Here is a 17698-nt window from a genome sequence, read left to right as displayed (position 1 = left end):
ACATGACAATTGCAAAGAATAAAATTGAACGCATCCAAAGGATGGAAGGTTATTTGAATGACTATGCCAAGACCTTGGAAGAAACCAAAAAAGCAGTGGATCAACTAAGAGAGCATCAAGAAAGCTATATCCAACTGCGCGATTATTATAGTAGTCAGGCCTATTTTGATGATTTGGACTTGTCCAATCAGGCTGACTTTCCAGCAGATCTTCCTTGTGGTGTCTTGTCTGAAGATGCTGTCTATGATTTGTTAGACGAGCATTTTCAGATGGGGGTCGAACTCTTGGAGATCGCAACGAAAATGATCAAAGAACGGTGAATGATCTCTTCACCTTCTTTGAAACAGATACAAAAAGAGGCTGGGACAAAAGTCCTAGCTTCTCAATTATTTTTGGATTGTCGAGCAAGACGCAGTGGTTGAGTGGGCTCTACTACGCTGATTTCATCAGCTTTTACAGCCCTACTCAACTGTGCGGAGGTGGGACGACGAAATCGAATTCTAACGAATTACCGATTTCTGTCTCACTCTCTTTTGAATGATTAGTGTGAGACACGGCGACGTGCTGCTTTTTTGCGGTTTTCTTCGATGAAAGCTGCTTTTTGTTCTTCTGGTTCGATTACTTTTTTCTTGAATGTGTAAACTGCACCTGCGACAGCAGCAACTGTACCAGCAACACCAGTAACAAAACCTTTACCAAATCCTTTAGCCATGAGAATTTCTCCTTTTCTGAACTTTAAATATTTATGTTATAATATATGGTAACGAAAAAACGTGAATTTTGCAAGGAAAAACGATGAAAACCAAGATAATTGTGATTGTGGGACCGACTGCTGTTGGAAAAACAGCTCTTGCGATCGATTTGGCGCAAGCCCTCAATGGTGAGATTATCAGTGGCGATAGCCAACAAGTCTATCGCAAGCTAGATATTGGAACAGCCAAGGCGACACCAGAAGAGCAAGCTGCAGCTCCCCATCATTTGATCGATGTACGGGAGGTGACCGAGTCTTACTCGGCTTTTGATTTTGTAAGAGAAGCCAAGATTGCCATTGAAGATATCACAGCTCGAGGAAAGCTTCCTATCATTGCAGGTGGGACGGGTCTTTACATCCAAAGTTTGCTCGAAGGTTATCATTTAGGTGGTGAAGTTCCTCATGAAGAGATTCTGGCCTATCGCGCTCAATTGGACTTGTTGTCGGACGAAGACTTGTACCAAAGAGTGGCGGAGCAAGGACTTGTGATTCCTCAGCTCAATCGCCGTCGGGCCATGCGGGCTCTTGAAATTGCGCATTTTGGGCAGGACCTTGCAAACGAAGAGACCGATTATGACCCCTATCTCATCTGTCTAGATGATGAACGGTCCTTGATCTATGAGCGCATCAATCGCCGAGTAGATCGCATGCTAGAGGAAGGCTTGCTGGATGAAGCCCGTTGGCTCTATGATGACCATCCGGAGGTTCAGGCAGCTAAAGGCATTGGGTACAAGGAACTCTTTCCTTACTTTAAGGGAGAGCAGAGCCTTGAGGAAGCCAGTGAGATCCTCAAGCGCAATACGCGGCGGTTTGCCAAACGGCAGTTGACTTGGTTTCGAAATCGAATGGAAGTGACCTTTTACGCCATTTCTGCACCTCACTTCAAGGAGCAGGTTCTTGCAGATGTAAAGGAGTTTTTAGAGCATGATTGAAACAGAAAAGAAACAAGAACGCATCCTTTTGGTTGGTGTGGAACTTCAAGGCATGGACAATTTTGATATGTCGATGGAGGAGTTGGCAAGCCTAGCTAAAACAGCCGGTGGAGATGTCCGGGGCTCTTATACACAAAAGCGGGAGAAGTACGATACTAAGACCTTTGTCGGCTCAGGAAAATTAGAAGAAATTGCTCAGATGGTCGAAGCAGATGAGATTACGACAGTGGTGGTCAATAACCGCCTGACGCCCCGGCAAAATGTCAATTTAGAAGAAATCCTTGGGGTTAAGGTTATTGACCGGATGCAGCTGATTCTAGATATCTTTGCCATGCGAGCTAGAAGCCATGAAGGGAAGTTGCAGGTGCACTTGGCCCAGCTTAAATACCTCTTGCCACGCCTTGTTGGTCAAGGGATCATGCTCAGCCGTCAGGCCGGGGGAATTGGATCTCGTGGTCCAGGGGAAAGTCAGTTGGAGTTGAACCGCCGGAGCGTTCGCAATCAAATCACCGATATCGAGCGCCAGCTCAAGGCTGTTGAAAAGAACCGGGAAACCCTTCGTGAAAAACGCTTGGAATCACCTGTTTTCAAGATTGGTTTGATCGGCTATACCAATGCAGGAAAGTCGACCATTATGAATCAGCTGACCAGTAAGAGCCAGTATGAAGCCGATGAACTCTTTGCGACCTTGGACGCCACAACCAAGAGTATCCATCTAACAGGCAATCTGCAAGTGACGCTGACTGATACGGTTGGCTTTATCCAAGATCTACCAACAGAGTTGGTATCAAGCTTTAAGTCGACCCTGGAAGAAAGTAAGAATGTAGACCTCCTGGTCCATGTCATCGATGCGTCTGATCCCAATCATGAAGAGCATGAAAAGACGGTGCTTTCGATCATGAAGGACCTGGATATGCTGGAGATCCCTCGCTTGACGCTTTACAACAAAGCAGATAAAGTGGCAGACTTTACCCCAACCCAGACACCTTTTAGCCTGATTTCAGCGCGCTCTGAGACAGCCTGTGAAGATCTCCAGGCTTTGCTTCTAGAAAAATTGAGAGAACTCTTTGTTCCCTTTACCATTCGCGTTCCTTTTTCAAAATCCTATCGGACCCATGACCTAGAGACGGTTGCGATCATTGACCAGCGCGAAATTGAAGAAGACGTCGAGGTCATTCAAGGTTATATCGCAGAGAAAAATAAGTGGAAGTTGGAAGAATTTTATGACGGATTACGTTGATTTAGCAATAAAATATGGAGGTTATACCAGCCTCGATCGGGTCTATCTGACCAATCTTTTAAGCACGATCCCTGAGGAATTGCGTCTCCGTGTGATTACGCCTCCCCCAAGTGTGATCAACGCCTATTTTGCTGAGCTCTATCAAAAGAAGAGCCCCAAGGAGGCCATGGATTATTTCTTGGACCTGAGCCGGGCATTTGACTTATTCACAGTTCAGCAAAGCTTTGATGAACGAAAGCCCTTTATCCGCCTCAACTTATCAGGGAAGTCTTATGGCTTGGCTTACGTAAATGAAGAGCTAGCCTGTGTCTTTGCTGAACATCCAGCAGAAGATATCACTCCTGCCATATTATTTGAAGTCGCAGAGATCTTTCCACATTGTTTGGTCTTTGAAAAAGATGGTAAGATCTGCTTGCAAGAGGCTGAACCAGAAGGGGTCACTAAAACAGAAGCCCTCTCAGCCCTGACTGACTTGATGACCTTGGAAGATGGACGCTTGAAACTGTCAGGATATAACCAAGAGGAGCTCCTTGAGCTAGCGCAAGCCTACCCAGGCAACCTTTCTTTCCGTTCAGAGAACCGGACGGCCATGATTTATATAGATAGAAAGTAGACAATGGACATTCAATTTTTAGGAACGGGAGCTGGGCAACCCTCAAAAGCCCGTAATGTATCGAGCCTAGCGCTCAAATTGCTGGACGAGATCAATGAAGTCTGGCTCTTTGATTGTGGCGAAGCGACACAGAATCAAATTTTAGAAACGACCATTCGTCCGCGAAAGGTTAGCAAGATCTTTATCACTCACCTACACGGAGACCATATTTTTGGTTTGCCAGGTTTCCTCTCTAGTCGGGCCTTTCAGGCCAATGAAGAGCAGACGGATCTGGATATCTATGGACCAGTAGGGATCAAATCCTTTGTGATGACTAGTCTTCGTGTATCAGGCTCTCGCCTGCCTTACCGCATCCATTTTCATGAATTCGATGAACATTCTCTAGGTAAGATTTTAGAAACCGATAAATTCACGGTTTATGCGGAAGCCTTGGACCACACCATTTTCTGCGTGGGTTACCGAATCATGCAAAAAGACCTCGAAGGGACGCTGGACGCAGACAAGCTCAAGGCGGCAGGGGTTCCTTTTGGTCCACTCTTTGGTCAGGTCAAAAATGGCCAAGATGTCACCCTGGAAGATGGGACTAAGATCATTGCAGCGGATTATATTTCAGCCCCTCGGCCTGGTAAGATTATCACGATCCTCGGAGATACCAGAAAGACTGATGCCAGCGTCCGCCTTGGAGTCAATGCGGATGTCTTGGTCCATGAGTCCACCTATGGCAAGGGTGATGAGAAGATTGCTAAGAAACACGGTCACTCGACCAATATGCAGGCAGCAGAAGTGGCGCGTGAAGCTGGAGCCAAGCGCCTTCTTTTGAACCATATTAGTGCTCGCTTCTTATCAAAAGACATCAGCCAATTGCGCAAGGATGCGTCCAGCATTTTTGAAAATGTCTATGTCGTCAAAGATTTGGAAGAAGTGGAGATCTAAGATGCGAACCATTCTCATAACAGGAGCAAGTGGAGGTTTGGCCCAAGAAATGGTAAAGCTCCTTCCTGAGGACCGGCTGATTCTCCTAGGTAGAAATCAAGAAAAACTGGAAAAGCTCTATGCCAGTCATCCTCAAGCTGAATGCATCGGGATCGATATCACTGATTCCTCAGCCGTCCAAGATTTGGTAGAAGATCTCTATCAGCGCTATGGACAGATCGATATCTTGGTCAACAACGCAGGCTATGGGATCTTTGAAGAGTTTGACCAGATTACCAATGAGCAAATTCATGCCATGTTTGAAGTCAATACCTTTGCCCTCATGCAGCTTTCACGCTTGATGGGTGCGCACATGAAGGCAGCAGGCAAGGGGCACATTGTCAATATAGTCAGCATGGCGGGTCTCGTTGCAACAGCCAAATCCAGCCTTTATTCGGCGACCAAGTTTGCGGCTATTGGCTTCTCCAATGCCCTGCGTTTGGAACTCATGCCCTTTGGTGTCCATGTGACGACGGTCAATCCAGGCCCCATCCGGACTACTTTCTTTGACCAGGCAGACCCAGACAGAAGCTATGTGAAAGCTGTGGATCGCTACATTTTGGAACCGGACTTTGTAGCCAAGAAGATTGTGAAGAACTTTGGAAAACCAAAACGTGAGCTCAATCTTCCTTGGCTTTTGAACCTGACCCACAAGCTCTATACCCTTTTCCCACGAATCTCGGACAAGCTAGCCAGCAAGATGTTCAATTTCAAATAGGAGGAGATCGATGGCCGCAAATATTCAAGCCTATTTAGAGAACCTCCGGCAACCCTGGGGACAGATCTATTATGATATCCTTTTTGCCCAATTACAGGACATCAAGGGAAAACGGGTGCTTGATTTCGGGAGTGGTTTTGGCCTTGTAGCCAACCACCTGGCACAAAACAATGAGGTCCTTGCTGTGGAACCTAATGAGGAAATGGTGGCTTTGCGGGCCCAGGACCATCCTTACCAGCAACTCGTCGGAAGTCTGGACCAGTTAGCAAGTCTTGAAGATGCTAGCTTTGATGTCATTCTCTGCCACAATGTCTTGGAGTATGTAGAGGATCGCAAGGTGATTCTAAAGGCATTCACTCGTCTCTTGAAACCAGGAGGCCTGCTCTCTATCGTCAAGCATAATGAGGTTGGCCGCGTTCTGCAGACAGTCGTCTTTGAAAATGATACTCAAAAGGCGCTTGATCTCTTAGCAGGTCAGGACTTGGAAACTCACTCCATGGGCTTGGCTCAGGCCTATGATCTAGATAGAGTAGTAGAAGATCTAGCCCTTGAAGTCAAGGATTACCAAGGAATTCGAGTCTTTTATGCCTTGCAGGACAACCGCTTCAAAGGCCAAGAAGGCTGGCGAGAGTCTATGCTTGAGATGGAGCTGGCCGTTTGTCAAGAGTCCCCTTACCGGGATATCGCCTTCTTCCAGCACTATACCTTAAAAAGGAGTTAAGATGTTACATTATAAAAAAGAAATTCCAGCGATGGAAGACCTACTCGCACTCTACAGCTCGGTTGGCTGGACCAATTATACCAAGAACCCAGCTATGTTAGAAGAAGCCGTCAAAGCCAGTCTCTGGCAGTTGGCCGTCTATGATGAGAAAGAGCTCGTCGCCTACATTCGCTTGGTAGGAGATGGCCACTCTGTCCTTTTGGTACAGGACCTTTTGGTACGACCAGATCACCAGCGCCAAGGCATTGGAAGGAAACTCTTAACAGAGGCTTTAGCGACCTTCCCAAATGTCTATCAACGGCTCCTCGTCACAGAACGTAGCGAGAAGAATCTAGCCTTTTACCAGTCACTAGGCTTTGTTGAACTTTCAGAGCAAGCCTGTACAGGGATGATATATATGAAATAAAGAGAGTGGGACAGAAATCGGTAATTCGTTAGAATTCGATTTCGTAGTCCCACCTCCGCACAGTTGAGTAGGGCTGTAAAAGCTGATGAAATCAGCGTAGTAGAGCCCACTCAACCACTGCGTCTTGCTTGACAATCCAAAAATAATTGAGAGGCTAGGACTTTTGTCCCAGCCTCTTATCTATTTGACTGACAAAAGGGGAGTTTGATGGTAAAATGAGGAAGAGATCAGGAGGAGATGGAATGAAGAAGAAAATAAAATGGTGCCTTGTCTTATGTTCGGTACTTATACCAGTATGTTTGAGTGCCTGCAAACAAGGAACTGTAGAAAAACAAGGTTCTTCGAATAAAGAAGTACAGAAGAAAATCGATCGAAAAAACATTCATTTTGATAAGACAGGACCAGCTGCATCATTTGATTGGAATGCTAAGAGTGGTAATAAATACAGAACATTTGATCATGATCCTTCATATATGAGATCAGCTCCGAGTGACGGGATTTCTAAATATAGTCTGCAACAAAATGAAGCTCCTCTCGATGAAGAGGGAAAAGTTCAAAAAGCTTTGCAAGTAGTTGAAGCAATTTACATTGACCAAGATGAAATGGACACAGTAGTCAAGGCTAGTGGAGTAATGAGTCAGGAAGAAATGTATAACCGGATCTGGAAGGACTATATTGTTCCTAAAATAGAAGAAAGTAATAGGACCTTTGATTCAAATACTTATTTTGAGTATCTAGGAGAAAAATATCCGCTCAAAATCTATGGTCCCATGTATTTAAAATTAATGACCAATGCTCTACCCACTGAAAGGAGTTACGAATTAAAGGGATATGCAGTTAAGGGGAATAAGGTAGTCCTAAAAATTCAAACACCAGTCTATAGTCCAAATCAATTACCAAGAGGAAAAGGGTACAGATTGAGTGTTGATCCAAAGAATCCAAATGAGACCATGTATGCTTGGTTAGATGAACTACACGAGAACTATGCTGAAAAAGACAACCGAGGAGACCATCTTTCTTATATAATGCTTTCTACCATCTTACAACATTTAGTTAAGGAAAATTTTAATGCGAGTTTTTCAACAGGTGATATGATTGGTAGTACGGAAATGACGATCGAAATGGAGGTGACCAACCAAGGTCAAGTCCAAATTGATACTAAAAATTTGGCACTCTTGTTACAAATTCCTCAACAAATGCAGAAAGCTAATCAATCTGGAGGTGGAAATGATAATAGTATCTTTTGGCCCATCATTACTGATAGGGTCACTGATGAAGGAAAGGTAAGTGAAAAGCTAAAAGATTTTAACCCACAAAATCCAGTCAAAAAATATGCAATTGGAGAGCCAGTCGTTTTCGGAAATGGAATAGTCGTAACGTTGGATAGTGTACGTGAAGAACCGAACCTAGATATCCAAGACGATCAAGAATTTGTTGATAAAAATAAAAATCAACACAAAATCATTGTTCAGTTTACCATTTCAAATCCAACTCATCTAACCGTTGCAAATACTCCAGATTATACAAATGTAGACCTACATGATGGCCAGGGGAAATCTGCTTATATGTTGAATAACACTTTAAATTATAAACAGCCAACAGTCCTTGAAGCAGGAGAATCTGGTATATATAAAATTAACTATTTAACAGATGGGGATGGACCATTTACGGTTGTTTATGGTGATACAAAATGGGTCCTTCAAAAATAAAGAAGAATCCTAACCTTTAGTCAGCTTATTGTAAAAGTTAGTTAGTTTAAGAAATTATCAGAAGCTTCAGTTATCAATGAATTATTAAAAAATTTATTCATATGTGGTTGGAAAAATCGGAAAACCTTTAAAGAAAACTGACAAACAAATAAGGTAATAAAATGCGGACAGAAAGTAGAAATGAGAGAATGAAGAAGGTTTTTAAATCAATCAAGTTTTGGATATTTGTATTACTCGTTACCTTGGCAGGAGGCTGGTTCATCCGGTATGAAATTCATAAGCGTGATATATCACAATTTGTAACTTGGAAACCTCGTCCAAACATAGTTGACTCCCAATTTATTGCAGGTGGGAAAGCAGTAGCCATTCAATGGGATAATAAAGAGGAAGTGGATGAGGCGCTGGAAGCATATTCGTATAATTCAAAAGTTAAAGTAGAATGGTTTATAAATGGTGGAAATAGTGAACGGTACATTGCACAAGAAAGTTACAAATTAAAATCTGACCCACGTCTCTATTTTCAATATTATATTCGTGGTAATCAAGTTCCTTACCTAACTACAAATAAAGCACAAAAGGGAGAGTACTGGCTCATTGATGTCTATGATACCAAGGACAAGCGCTTAGTGAAGAAAACATATGATGTTTTTAAGATAGTACGAGATATGGATAAGAATTATATCCCCTTATCTGTTAAAGTTTCTTCTATGTTGTTGGATACAGATGATGGAGAAACATACATTCCGATTGATATTCTTGTCGATAAGAAAGACAAATATATTGTAGAACCTGGAAATATCTATGTACAAACAGAGTATCAATCTCGTATAGGGTTAATGAATGTTAAGGATGGAAAGTTCGCTTGGAAAACCTCATCAGGCAAAGGTTATGAACAAGTTCAAAAAGAAAATCGAGAAAGCGACAAAGACTTACATCCATTTGAATACAATTTTGAAGGAGGACAATTGCAGCTCCAACATTCACGTTTGTTATTTACAGATCGTAGTGATTATACTAAGGACATCCCATTGAAAACACTCTATCCGAAAGTATATTCTATTTTAAGCAAAGGGAATAATCCAACTACTGTAAAATGGGGTGAAGAATCGACAAAAGGGGAGAATGCCTATCTATACTTTCTCGGACCAGAAGATCTCAACTTTGATATTTCATTTTTGGAACTGCTTTATAAAGTTCCAGAGCAGCGTTCAGGTGGATGGTATGATGTCCTACAGTATCATAAGATACCAGCAGAGCTTTCAAAAGATGGGCAAGAACATTATGTGAATAACAAAAAGGAGTTTTTCCAATATTTTAAAAAGGAATTAAATCAAAGTAACGATGCTACAGAGTTCTCATTGCTGAGACGCTTATATGAAGTACAGAACTACGTGGTCTCTAGAGATTTTGGTCAGTCCTTCGGTAATCTGACCATACCAGCTGAGTATACTAAAGATGGGAAGGTTCATGTCGTTCAAAATGATGAGGAATTCTTCAAATATATGGATTTAGAGAAAATTCCTAATAAAAAGATGAAAGAAGATATTAAAAAAATGTTCCCATATGATGTAAAAAATTAATCGATTAGGTCGGATTTAGCAAGGAGGTCAGGCTATGAAGCCAAACTATTTCAAACTATTCGCAGGAATTCCACTTATTCTTTGTTGCCTGTTTCTTTCCAGTTGCAAGATCATGAAACCGAGTGATTATAAAAAGGCGAAGGAAGTAGTCAGCAGTGAGCTTGCTAAGGTTGGTCTGCATGGGGATGTGGCCATAAACAAACTGGATTGGACTGCTTTGGAATTCCCAACTTATCATGTAAGCTACACCTACTCTGAAAAAACCTACGATGATCAAACGGTGTCATTAGAACAGAAAACAACTTTTGCGGGTGACTGGTCAGATTCATATAATGACCATCTTCCAGAATATAAGAAAGCTTTTTTGGAGCAGAAATCGATTAAAGAACTGGAAGATAAAATTGAGAAACAATTAAAGAAGCAAAAGATCGGTCTCCCTATTAATTTCATTAGTTTCTTTGGGGACTTTTTTAAAGAAGAGAAAGAGGCAAGGTTGGATGTCATTGCTACCCAAAATCTCAAAGAAGGGAAAAAGGACTTTGCTGGTTACTATCAAATCCCTTTTCAGACCTTAATCGATCAAGAATTAATCACTATGACCATTTATATAAAGGATGGTGTATCCGTTAAGGAAAAAGACTTAAAAGCAGCAGCAAAAAAATTAGACGCTAGCAAACTACCGGATGGTGCCTATGATTTTTACTATTCCAAAGGTAGTTACGCCGATTCCATCAGTTACTCATTCAAGGTTAAAGATGGGAAAGTTGTTTTTTATGAAGATCAAAACAAACCAGAATAAGAGAAGCAGATACAAAAAAAGATCTAGTCGTGTTTGACTAGATCTTTCATGTTTCTTAGAAGTCTTCCTTCTTCTTAAGTTTCAGAGAAGCAATAGCTGTAGCGATTAATGTCATACCAGTTGCAAGAAGTCCTAAATGATCTGCAGCTCCTGTTGAAGGAAGAGATTTTTTATCCTCTTTAGGTTTGTCGCTAGACTTAGGAGTTTCACTGGATTTAGGTTTGTCGTTAGACTTAGGTTTATCTCCATTTGGTGATGGATTTTTAGGTTTGCTTGTGCTAGTTGTTGGAATATATGGTTTATCTGTTGATGGTGGAGGTGGTAGAAGTTTGTTTACCACGTTTCCTTTATCAACGACAAGGTTTATAGCTGAACTAAAGTCGCTTGCAGTAACTTTGATGGCTGTATCTGAAAGTTGGTAACCATTAGGAGCAGAGAGCTCTTTGATCACGTAATCTTTCGCTTCAAATCCAACAAAGCTTGCAAGTCCATCTTGACCAGAAATTGCTTGCGCTTGGCCTTGTCCATAAGGATTTGCAACAGGTGTCACACCATCTGCTTCAAAGAGTCCAAATACTGCACCAGCTAGGTAATTACCCTTTTCATCCACTTTACGAACCTTAAGGGTGTAGAGTTTCAGTTCAGGAATATCAATAGTTGGTGGAGTTGGTGGGATCACCTTGTTGATAAAGGTTTTCTTTTCACCGTATGAAATAACTGCTTGGATAGCGTTTGCCGCTTCATCTTTTGTGACAGTAACTGTGACATCCACTTGACCTTCGTCATATTGGATATTTGCCTGATCAGCTGGTACGACTTCTTTAATGGTATATTTATGAGTACCAATCATCGCTTCCGTGTAGGCGATCGCATCAAATGTCACTGTACCATCTGCAGCATTTTGTTTTGTTTGAAGAACGGTTCCATTTTCGTCCAAGAGGTTAAAGCTAAATTCGCCACCTTGAAGGTCACGACCTTCTAAAATCTTACTTGTGGTAATTTGTTTTTCACTTGGAGTTGGAGGTGTCGGAGGCGTATAGGTGTTGGTAAAGGTAGGAGTATCTTTCTTACCATCGTATTGCACATCCGCGCTCAATTGTCCAGTTGCATCTTTTGTGACAGTCACTGTGACAGTATGAACAGCTTCATCATAAGTGATGGCTGATTCCGGTGTAGCTGGTTTTTGTTCAGCAATTGTGTAGGTGAAAGTACCAGCTTCATTAAAGCTTACTGGATTGAAGAGAATATCACCATTCTCACCATTTGTCTTAGTATCAACGAGCGTACCATTTTGATCCTTGAGAAGGAAAGTAAACTCATTTGCTTTCAATGTACGATCGCTCGAACCATTGATCGCCAATACTTTTTTAGCCTTGAATTGAGCGGACGTTGGTTTCACTGTTGGAGGAACAGGCGTTGGAGGTGTTTTCGTATTTGTAAACGTATTACCTTTTTCAGTATCTCCACCTGAGTAAGTCACAGTAGCGACGAGTTTGTCGTTTGCTTTCTTCACCTCAACAGTAGCAGTGATGGTTTGTGTGCTATAGTTGATAGAAGCATCCGTACCTTTATTTTCGGTAATGGTATAAGTATGTGTTCCTTCTTCAGTATAAGTAAGTTCCTTAAAGGTTACAGTACCATTTGCTTTGTTTTTAGCCGTTTCAAGGGTATTGTTTCCTTCTTTCAAGACAAATTCAAATTGATCATCTGTCAACGGTATGGTTGTTTCACCTTCTTTAAGGAGCTTGTTCACTTGAAGTGTAGCTTTTACACTTTCTGTTTTAGGAGCTTCTTTTTTGTTGGTGAACGTATCTGTGTCAGTTTGACCATCAGAGTAGGTGACTTGTTCTACAACCAAGGCATTGTCTTTTTCAACCACTACAACCGTAGCTGTGATGGTTTTATCACTGTAGGTAATGGTTTTGTCCGTACCTTTTGTTTCAGTGATGGTATAGTTGAATGTTCCTGCTTTGTCTACAGTGATGTTATCAAAAGTAATCGAACCATCTTTTTTGTTCTTAGCTGTACCAACAACTTTATCGTTTGAATCTTTTGCAACAAACTCAAAGTCATCGCCCTTCAGTTCGCCACCTTCAAATTCTTTTTTAAGGTTTAAGGTCACCTTAGCATTTGAAACTTTTGGTTTGTTTTGAGTATTGGTGATCGTATTTTTTTGTTCACCATCTCCACCTGAGTAAGTGACAGTAGCAACGAGTTTGTCGTTATCTTTCTTCACATCGACAGTAGCCGTGATGCTTTGTGTACTATAGTTGACACTAGCATCTGTACCCTTATTTTCAGTGATGGTATAAGTATGAGTACCTTCTTTATTGAAAGTCAGAGACTTAAAGTTAACAGTGCCATCTGCTTTGTTCTTGGCAGTTTCGACTACTTTGTTATTTTCGTCTTTCAAGGCAAATTCGAATTGACCTTCTGTAATCGGAACTTGTGTATGTTCCTGATCGCCGGCTACTTCGAAAGCTTTTTTAATAACAAGATTTGCAGTGGTTTCAGTAACTTTTGGTTTATTTGAAGTATTGACAACTTTGATAACATTCGAATCATTGATTGGTTCAACTTTAGAAGTGTAACCTTCAGGTGTGTTTGTTTCCACTACTGAGTACTCAATCTTCTTACCGTCTTTGATACCTGGCAATTTCGTAAATTCTGCTTTCCAGCCAGAAGCTTTTGTAAGGGTTTGTGTTAACCCATCCAAGGCTTTGCCGTCCGCATACAATTGAACAGTGATATCTTTACGGTCAGCTTCTTCGTCACCAACCCATTCTTTTTGAACAGTGACAGTTTTATCACCGCTCACCCAGAATTTCAATTCAGTGTTGTTCCAGAATGCTGGGTCAGTTTGAGGTGTTGTGATTTCATCAGCTGTCAATGTAGCATTGTTGTCAACGCGAATGGTTGTCTTAGGAATTAATGTTTGGTATTCAACGATTAATTCATCACTAGATGCTGTTTTAAATACATCACTGACGTCTGATAAATTCACAGTAAATCCATTGCCGTCTGCATCGAATTTCACATGCTTCCAGAAGTCCCAACCTGAAGCAACTACTTGTCCACCTTTTCTTAATGTGAAGGATGGTTTCAAGTAAGTTCCCACGAAGAATTCACTTGCAGCGTGATTTGCAGCAGGAGCAAAAGTGATTTTTGAGTAATCTACAGCTGGAGCTTGGATTTTATCCGATACAACAGGGTTTGTGATGGCTTGTTTCTTACCATCCCCGTTGATACGGATGAACCATTTTGTCAGATAGTAGTCATCACCAACATTCATCCATGCATAGTTTTCAGATGCGTCTAATTTGAATTGCTTAGCTACATAGTCACCTGTAAGGTTGTATTTATTTAAGACTGATTCAAATACGCCAGGACCGTCAGGACGTGTAATGATGACAGATTCTGAACCGACTTTAGAAGTGGCGGTCTTGTTTCCAGGATTTCCTGGAGTGCTATCCCATTCTGCTTTGTATGAGAATCCACCTTTGACATTTTCGTTCATTGACTCGATTGCTTTTTTAAAGGTAAAAGTAATCTTTTTGTTTGTCATCGAAATGGTTGCGACTTCAGCTCCATTAGCTTGGAGTGATTGTGTTGCGATTTCAGTGATATTGACACCCTCTGGAGCATCAATGGTAAATGTATCACCGTCTTTAACTGATTTACCAGTTAAATCCCAGTCAAATGAAAAGATAACTTTTTGTCCACTTGCTTGGGCCTTTAAGTTGGTGACGGTTGGTGAAACAGTGGCCGCGCTTACGGGTTTGATCACAGACAAGCCCAAGGCTACCACGCCGATGATAGCTACAAATGCAACTATCTTTTTATAAAGAGATTTCAATTGGCCTCATTTCCTTTCTTCTGCCTGCCCTTTCCGAGGCTTTTCTACATAGTGATATATCCCAAAATAGAAAGGCTTCTAATTTCTACTCCATGAAACCAGCTGCCTCAGTTTAGGATAGATCGATGAATTATATGCTCCTCTTTATGCATTAAAAGAAAACAAACCCACCGACAAAATCAGCTCAAACCCTCTAACTACGTTTGTTTAGATAGAAAAACAAGGGAAATGACAAGCGTCATAATGTTAAAGTGATAATAAACGTTGCAAATTTTAACAGAATAATCATCCCATTGCATATTTAAAAGATTATTATCATCATTATTATATTCTTTTAGTATGATAAGTCAAGTTAAATGCAACAAAAATAACGAAAAATGTTGATTTTGGTTTTTGTATAAGTCGACCTTTTATTTCCCGCCATTTTAGCCTTTCATGTTATAATATTCAGATAAGAAAAAGAGGAGACCAAAAGCTAGATGATCACTTCAAAATACGATTGGCAGTTAGCTTCGCCAAGTGCAGATGAGGCCTTTTTAGCCCTTGCCAAAAAAGCAGGCCTGGAAGCGTCCGTAGCAACCTTGCTGTATGAGCGTGGCATTCAGACCAAAGAGGATTTAGAAGACTTTTTAGAACCCAAGCTGGAGAAGCTACACGACCCTTATTTGCTCCATGATATGGACAAGGCAGTGGAGCGTATCAGACAGGCTATCGAAGATTACGAGCAGATCCTGATCTATGGGGACTATGACGCGGACGGGATGACTTCGGCCTCTATTATGAAGGAAACCTTGGAGCAGATGGGAGCAGAGGTGCAAGTTTACCTTCCCAACCGCTTCACAGATGGCTATGGTCCCAATGAGAGTGTTTACAAGTACTTTATCGAGCAGCAAGGTATTTCTTTGATTGTCACGGTGGACAATGGCGTGGCGGGCAATCAAGCCATAGCCATGGCCCAGGCAATGGGAGTGGATGTCATTGTGACGGACCACCACTCCATGCCAGAGGTTTTGCCAGATGCTTATGCGATCATTCATCCAGAACATCCAGATGCGGCTTATCCCTTCCATTATTTAGCAGGCTGTGGTGTAGCCTTTAAGTTGGCTTGTGCCCTCCTAGAGGAAGTACCAGTCGATCTCTTAGACCTGGTAGCAATTGGGACCATTGCTGACATGGTCAGCCTAACAGATGAGAATCGGATCCTGGTCAAATACGGTCTGGGTGTTCTCCAACATACCCAGCGCATGGGCTTGCAGGAACTCTTGGAGATAGCAGGGATTCGTCCGGAGGATGTCAATGAAGAAACGGTTGGTTTTCAGATTGCTCCTCGTCTCAATGCTCTTGGCCGCCTCGATGACCCTAATCCAGCCATCGAGCTACTGACTGGTTTTGACGATGAAGAGGCGCATGAGATTGCCCTCATGATTCATCAGAAGAATGAAGAACGCAAAGAGATCGTCCAAGCAATCTACGACGAAGCTAAAACCATGGTTGACCCGAGCTTGTCCGCCCAGGTCTTAGCCAAAGAAGGTTGGAATCCGGGAGTGCTAGGCATTGTCGCCGGCCGTCTATTAGAAGAGCTCCATCAGCCGGTCGTTGTTTTAAGCATCGAGGATGGACGGGCTAAGGGGAGCACTCGCAGTCCTGAGTCGGTCAATATCTTTGAGGCTCTTGATCCTCACCGGTCGCTCTTTGTCGCCTTTGGAGGACATGCCGGTGCAGCAGGGATGACGCTCGAGGTGGACCAACTCCCTGCCTTGTCTCAGGCCCTTACGGATTATATTCGAGAGCAAGAGATTGATCTCAGTAGCAAGTCCAGCTTAGCCATCGACGAGGAACTGCATTTAACTGAACTAACGCTTGAGACTCTGAAAAGCTTTGAACGCTTGAGTCCTTTTGGCATGGACAATAAAAAGCCTGTCTTTTTGGTCCGTAATTTCAAGGTAGAAGGGGCGCGCTCGATGGGAGCTGGCAATACTCACTTGAAACTCAAAATTTCTCAAGAAGATGCGACCTTTGAGGTGGTTGCCTTTGGCTTGGGAAGCTTAGAAACAGAGTTTGCCCAGGCGCAAGACTTAGAGCTAGCCGTTCAATTATCTGTCAACCAATGGAATGGCCAAACAACCCTTCAGCTCATGCTGGTCGATGCGCGTGTGGACGGCGTCCAGCTCTTTAATATCCGCTCCAAAAATGCCAGCCTCCCCGCAGGTGTTCCTGTACTTGATTTTACCAAAGAACTGCCTGATCTAGCAGGAGCAACTGCTGTAGTGGTTGGAAATATCCCTGAGGATATAGAGCAACTGCGTCACATCTTTCAAGAGCATGATTTCCAAGCTGTGTATTTCAAAAATGAAATTGCTAAAGCCTACTATCTGACAGGCTACGGTAGCAGGGACCAGTATGCCAAGCTCTATAAAACCATCTACCAATACCCAGAGTTCGATGTCCGCTACAAACTGAAAGACCTAGCTACCTATCTCAAGATCGAGCAGATCCTCTTGGTTAAAATGATCCAGATCTTCCAAGAATTGGGCTTTGTGACCATTGAAAATGGCATCATGAAGGTCAATAAAGCAGCAGAAAAACGGGAAATCGCAGAAAGCACCATCTACCAAAATCTCAAACAAACGGTGAAAGAGCAGGAATTAATGGCCCTTGGAACCGTTCGCGAAATCTATGACTATCTGACAGGACAGGACTCATGAAAAAACACCTAAAAAAATTCCTCTGGCTCAGTCCCTTCCTGCTTTTTGGACTTTATTGGGTAGGAATCTACCTGAGCCTCAAAAACCCTATGGAGGAGATTAACTACTCTGAAAATGGTGGATTGATGCGCTATGTGATGTTTAAGCCCTATACAGAAACGATAGGGAACGATGGTATTTGGAAAGAAAACGAGGATTTTCAGACCTACCCCTATTCTAAAGGAATTGTCGATGCTAACGAAGAACTGTCCGTGATGATGTTTAGGGGAACGCCCAACTGGACCTATATGTATGATCTTCAATTGGAAAAAGGTGTGACACTTGGTTTTATATTTAAATACAACTCATCCAAAAAGTTGTTTTTCCAGAAAGAGGTCTACCTTTCTAAAGAAGATACTACCTACGAGGGCCAACAACTCCTTGAGCAACTTGCCACCTATGGCAAAGACCGCACTTGGTTGAAAAACCAAAGTAAGAAGGTCGCCGAGCAATATATCCTGGGTACTTGGTTTAAAAACGGAAGCTCCCGTTATTCCCTGAAAAACTTGGGGGATATGAAAATCGAGTACAACAAATTAATAGAAGGACAGTAAAAGGTTCTTCTAACAATTATTATGAAAGTGGGACAGAAATCGGTAATTCGTTAGAATTCGATTTCGTCGTCCCACCTCCGCACAGTTGAGTAGGGCTGTAAAA

Annotated in this window: 15 protein-coding genes; 13 read left to right on the top strand and 2 right to left on the bottom strand. The window is 42.2% G+C overall.

The features are described 5' to 3' along the window. Positions 1-2 precede the first annotated feature (2 nt). Positions 3-320: a DUF4298 domain-containing protein gene (locus tag H7T97_RS02205; protein ID WP_201089211.1), complete on the top strand. Its 318-nt coding sequence runs from the start codon at positions 3-5 to the stop codon at positions 318-320. A gap of 221 nt (positions 321-541) precedes the next feature. Here H7T97_RS02205 and H7T97_RS02200 read toward each other — a convergent pair whose 3' ends face one another. After that, complete coding sequence (locus tag H7T97_RS02200) at positions 542-712, bottom strand: DUF3042 family protein (RefSeq protein WP_003002781.1); 171 nt, start codon at positions 710-712, stop codon at positions 542-544. Positions 713-795: 83 nt separating this feature from the next. Here H7T97_RS02200 and miaA point away from each other — a divergent pair, with 83 nt between their 5' ends. The 10 genes from miaA to H7T97_RS10265 all read left to right on the top strand — a co-directional run bounded on the left by miaA (position 796) and on the right by H7T97_RS10265 (position 10441). Next, complete coding sequence (miaA, locus tag H7T97_RS02195; RefSeq protein ID WP_201089209.1) at positions 796-1683, top strand: tRNA (adenosine(37)-N6)-dimethylallyltransferase MiaA; 888 nt, start codon at positions 796-798, stop codon at positions 1681-1683. Continuing rightward, positions 1676-2923, top strand: a complete 1248-nt coding sequence (gene hflX, locus H7T97_RS02190) for a GTPase HflX (protein WP_195529135.1) — start codon at positions 1676-1678, stop codon at positions 2921-2923. The genes miaA and hflX overlap by 8 nt, the downstream gene beginning before the upstream one ends. After that, positions 2907-3536 (top strand): cystathionine beta-lyase, encoded by a 630-nt coding sequence (locus H7T97_RS02185; RefSeq protein ID WP_118228008.1) that lies wholly within the window; start codon positions 2907-2909, stop codon positions 3534-3536. The genes hflX and H7T97_RS02185 overlap by 17 nt, the downstream gene beginning before the upstream one ends. A 3-nt stretch (positions 3537-3539) precedes the next feature. Next, positions 3540-4469, top strand: coding sequence for a ribonuclease Z (rnz, locus tag H7T97_RS02180; protein WP_003011107.1), 930 nt, complete (start codon positions 3540-3542; stop codon positions 4467-4469). A gap of 1 nt (position 4470) precedes the next feature. Beyond that, positions 4471-5226: an SDR family NAD(P)-dependent oxidoreductase gene (locus H7T97_RS02175; protein WP_118228009.1), complete on the top strand. Its 756-nt coding sequence runs from the start codon at positions 4471-4473 to the stop codon at positions 5224-5226. 10 nt (positions 5227-5236) lie between these two features. After that, positions 5237-5947, top strand: coding sequence for a class I SAM-dependent methyltransferase (locus tag H7T97_RS02170; protein ID WP_195529137.1), 711 nt, complete (start codon positions 5237-5239; stop codon positions 5945-5947). Position 5948: 1 nt separating this feature from the next. After that, the gene (locus tag H7T97_RS02165) at positions 5949-6353 is read left to right on the top strand and encodes a GNAT family N-acetyltransferase (RefSeq protein ID WP_049491465.1); all 405 of its coding nucleotides are present in this window, start codon (positions 5949-5951) and stop codon (positions 6351-6353) included. Positions 6354-6595: 242 nt separating this feature from the next. Next, on the top strand, positions 6596-8062 hold the full coding sequence (locus H7T97_RS02160) for a hypothetical protein (RefSeq protein ID WP_229100830.1): 1467 nt from the start codon (positions 6596-6598) through the stop codon (positions 8060-8062). 188 nt (positions 8063-8250) lie between these two features. After that, positions 8251-9642 carry a hypothetical protein gene (locus tag H7T97_RS02155; protein ID WP_195529139.1) on the top strand — a complete coding sequence of 464 codons (1392 nt, stop codon included), beginning with the start codon at positions 8251-8253 and terminating at the stop codon, positions 9640-9642. Positions 9643-9676: 34 nt separating this feature from the next. Further along, positions 9677-10441, top strand: coding sequence for a hypothetical protein (locus H7T97_RS10265; protein WP_229100833.1), 765 nt, complete (start codon positions 9677-9679; stop codon positions 10439-10441). A 55-nt stretch (positions 10442-10496) separates the two neighbouring features. On the opposite strand, the gene H7T97_RS02140 is transcribed toward H7T97_RS10265, so the two are convergent. Further along, on the bottom strand, positions 10497-14297 hold the full coding sequence (locus tag H7T97_RS02140; RefSeq protein ID WP_201089207.1) for a Spy0128 family protein: 3801 nt from the start codon (positions 14295-14297) through the stop codon (positions 10497-10499). 479 nt (positions 14298-14776) lie between these two features. On the opposite strand from H7T97_RS02140, the gene recJ reads away from it, so the two are divergent. Together recJ and H7T97_RS02130 are read left to right on the top strand one after the other, a co-directional pair. Then, positions 14777-17002: a single-stranded-DNA-specific exonuclease RecJ gene (gene recJ, locus H7T97_RS02135; protein WP_201089205.1), complete on the top strand. Its 2226-nt coding sequence runs from the start codon at positions 14777-14779 to the stop codon at positions 17000-17002. Next, positions 16999-17595, top strand: a complete 597-nt coding sequence (locus tag H7T97_RS02130; protein ID WP_201089203.1) for a TipC family immunity protein — start codon at positions 16999-17001, stop codon at positions 17593-17595. Before recJ ends, H7T97_RS02130 begins: the two co-directional genes overlap by 4 nt. Positions 17596-17698 lie beyond the last annotated feature (103 nt).

Source organism: Streptococcus parasanguinis, from assembly GCF_016648925.1.
Lineage (GTDB): Bacteria > Bacillota > Bacilli > Lactobacillales > Streptococcaceae > Streptococcus.
The sequence above is the reverse complement of the archived record's forward strand: the minus strand, read 5'-3'. Positions and strand labels throughout refer to the sequence as shown.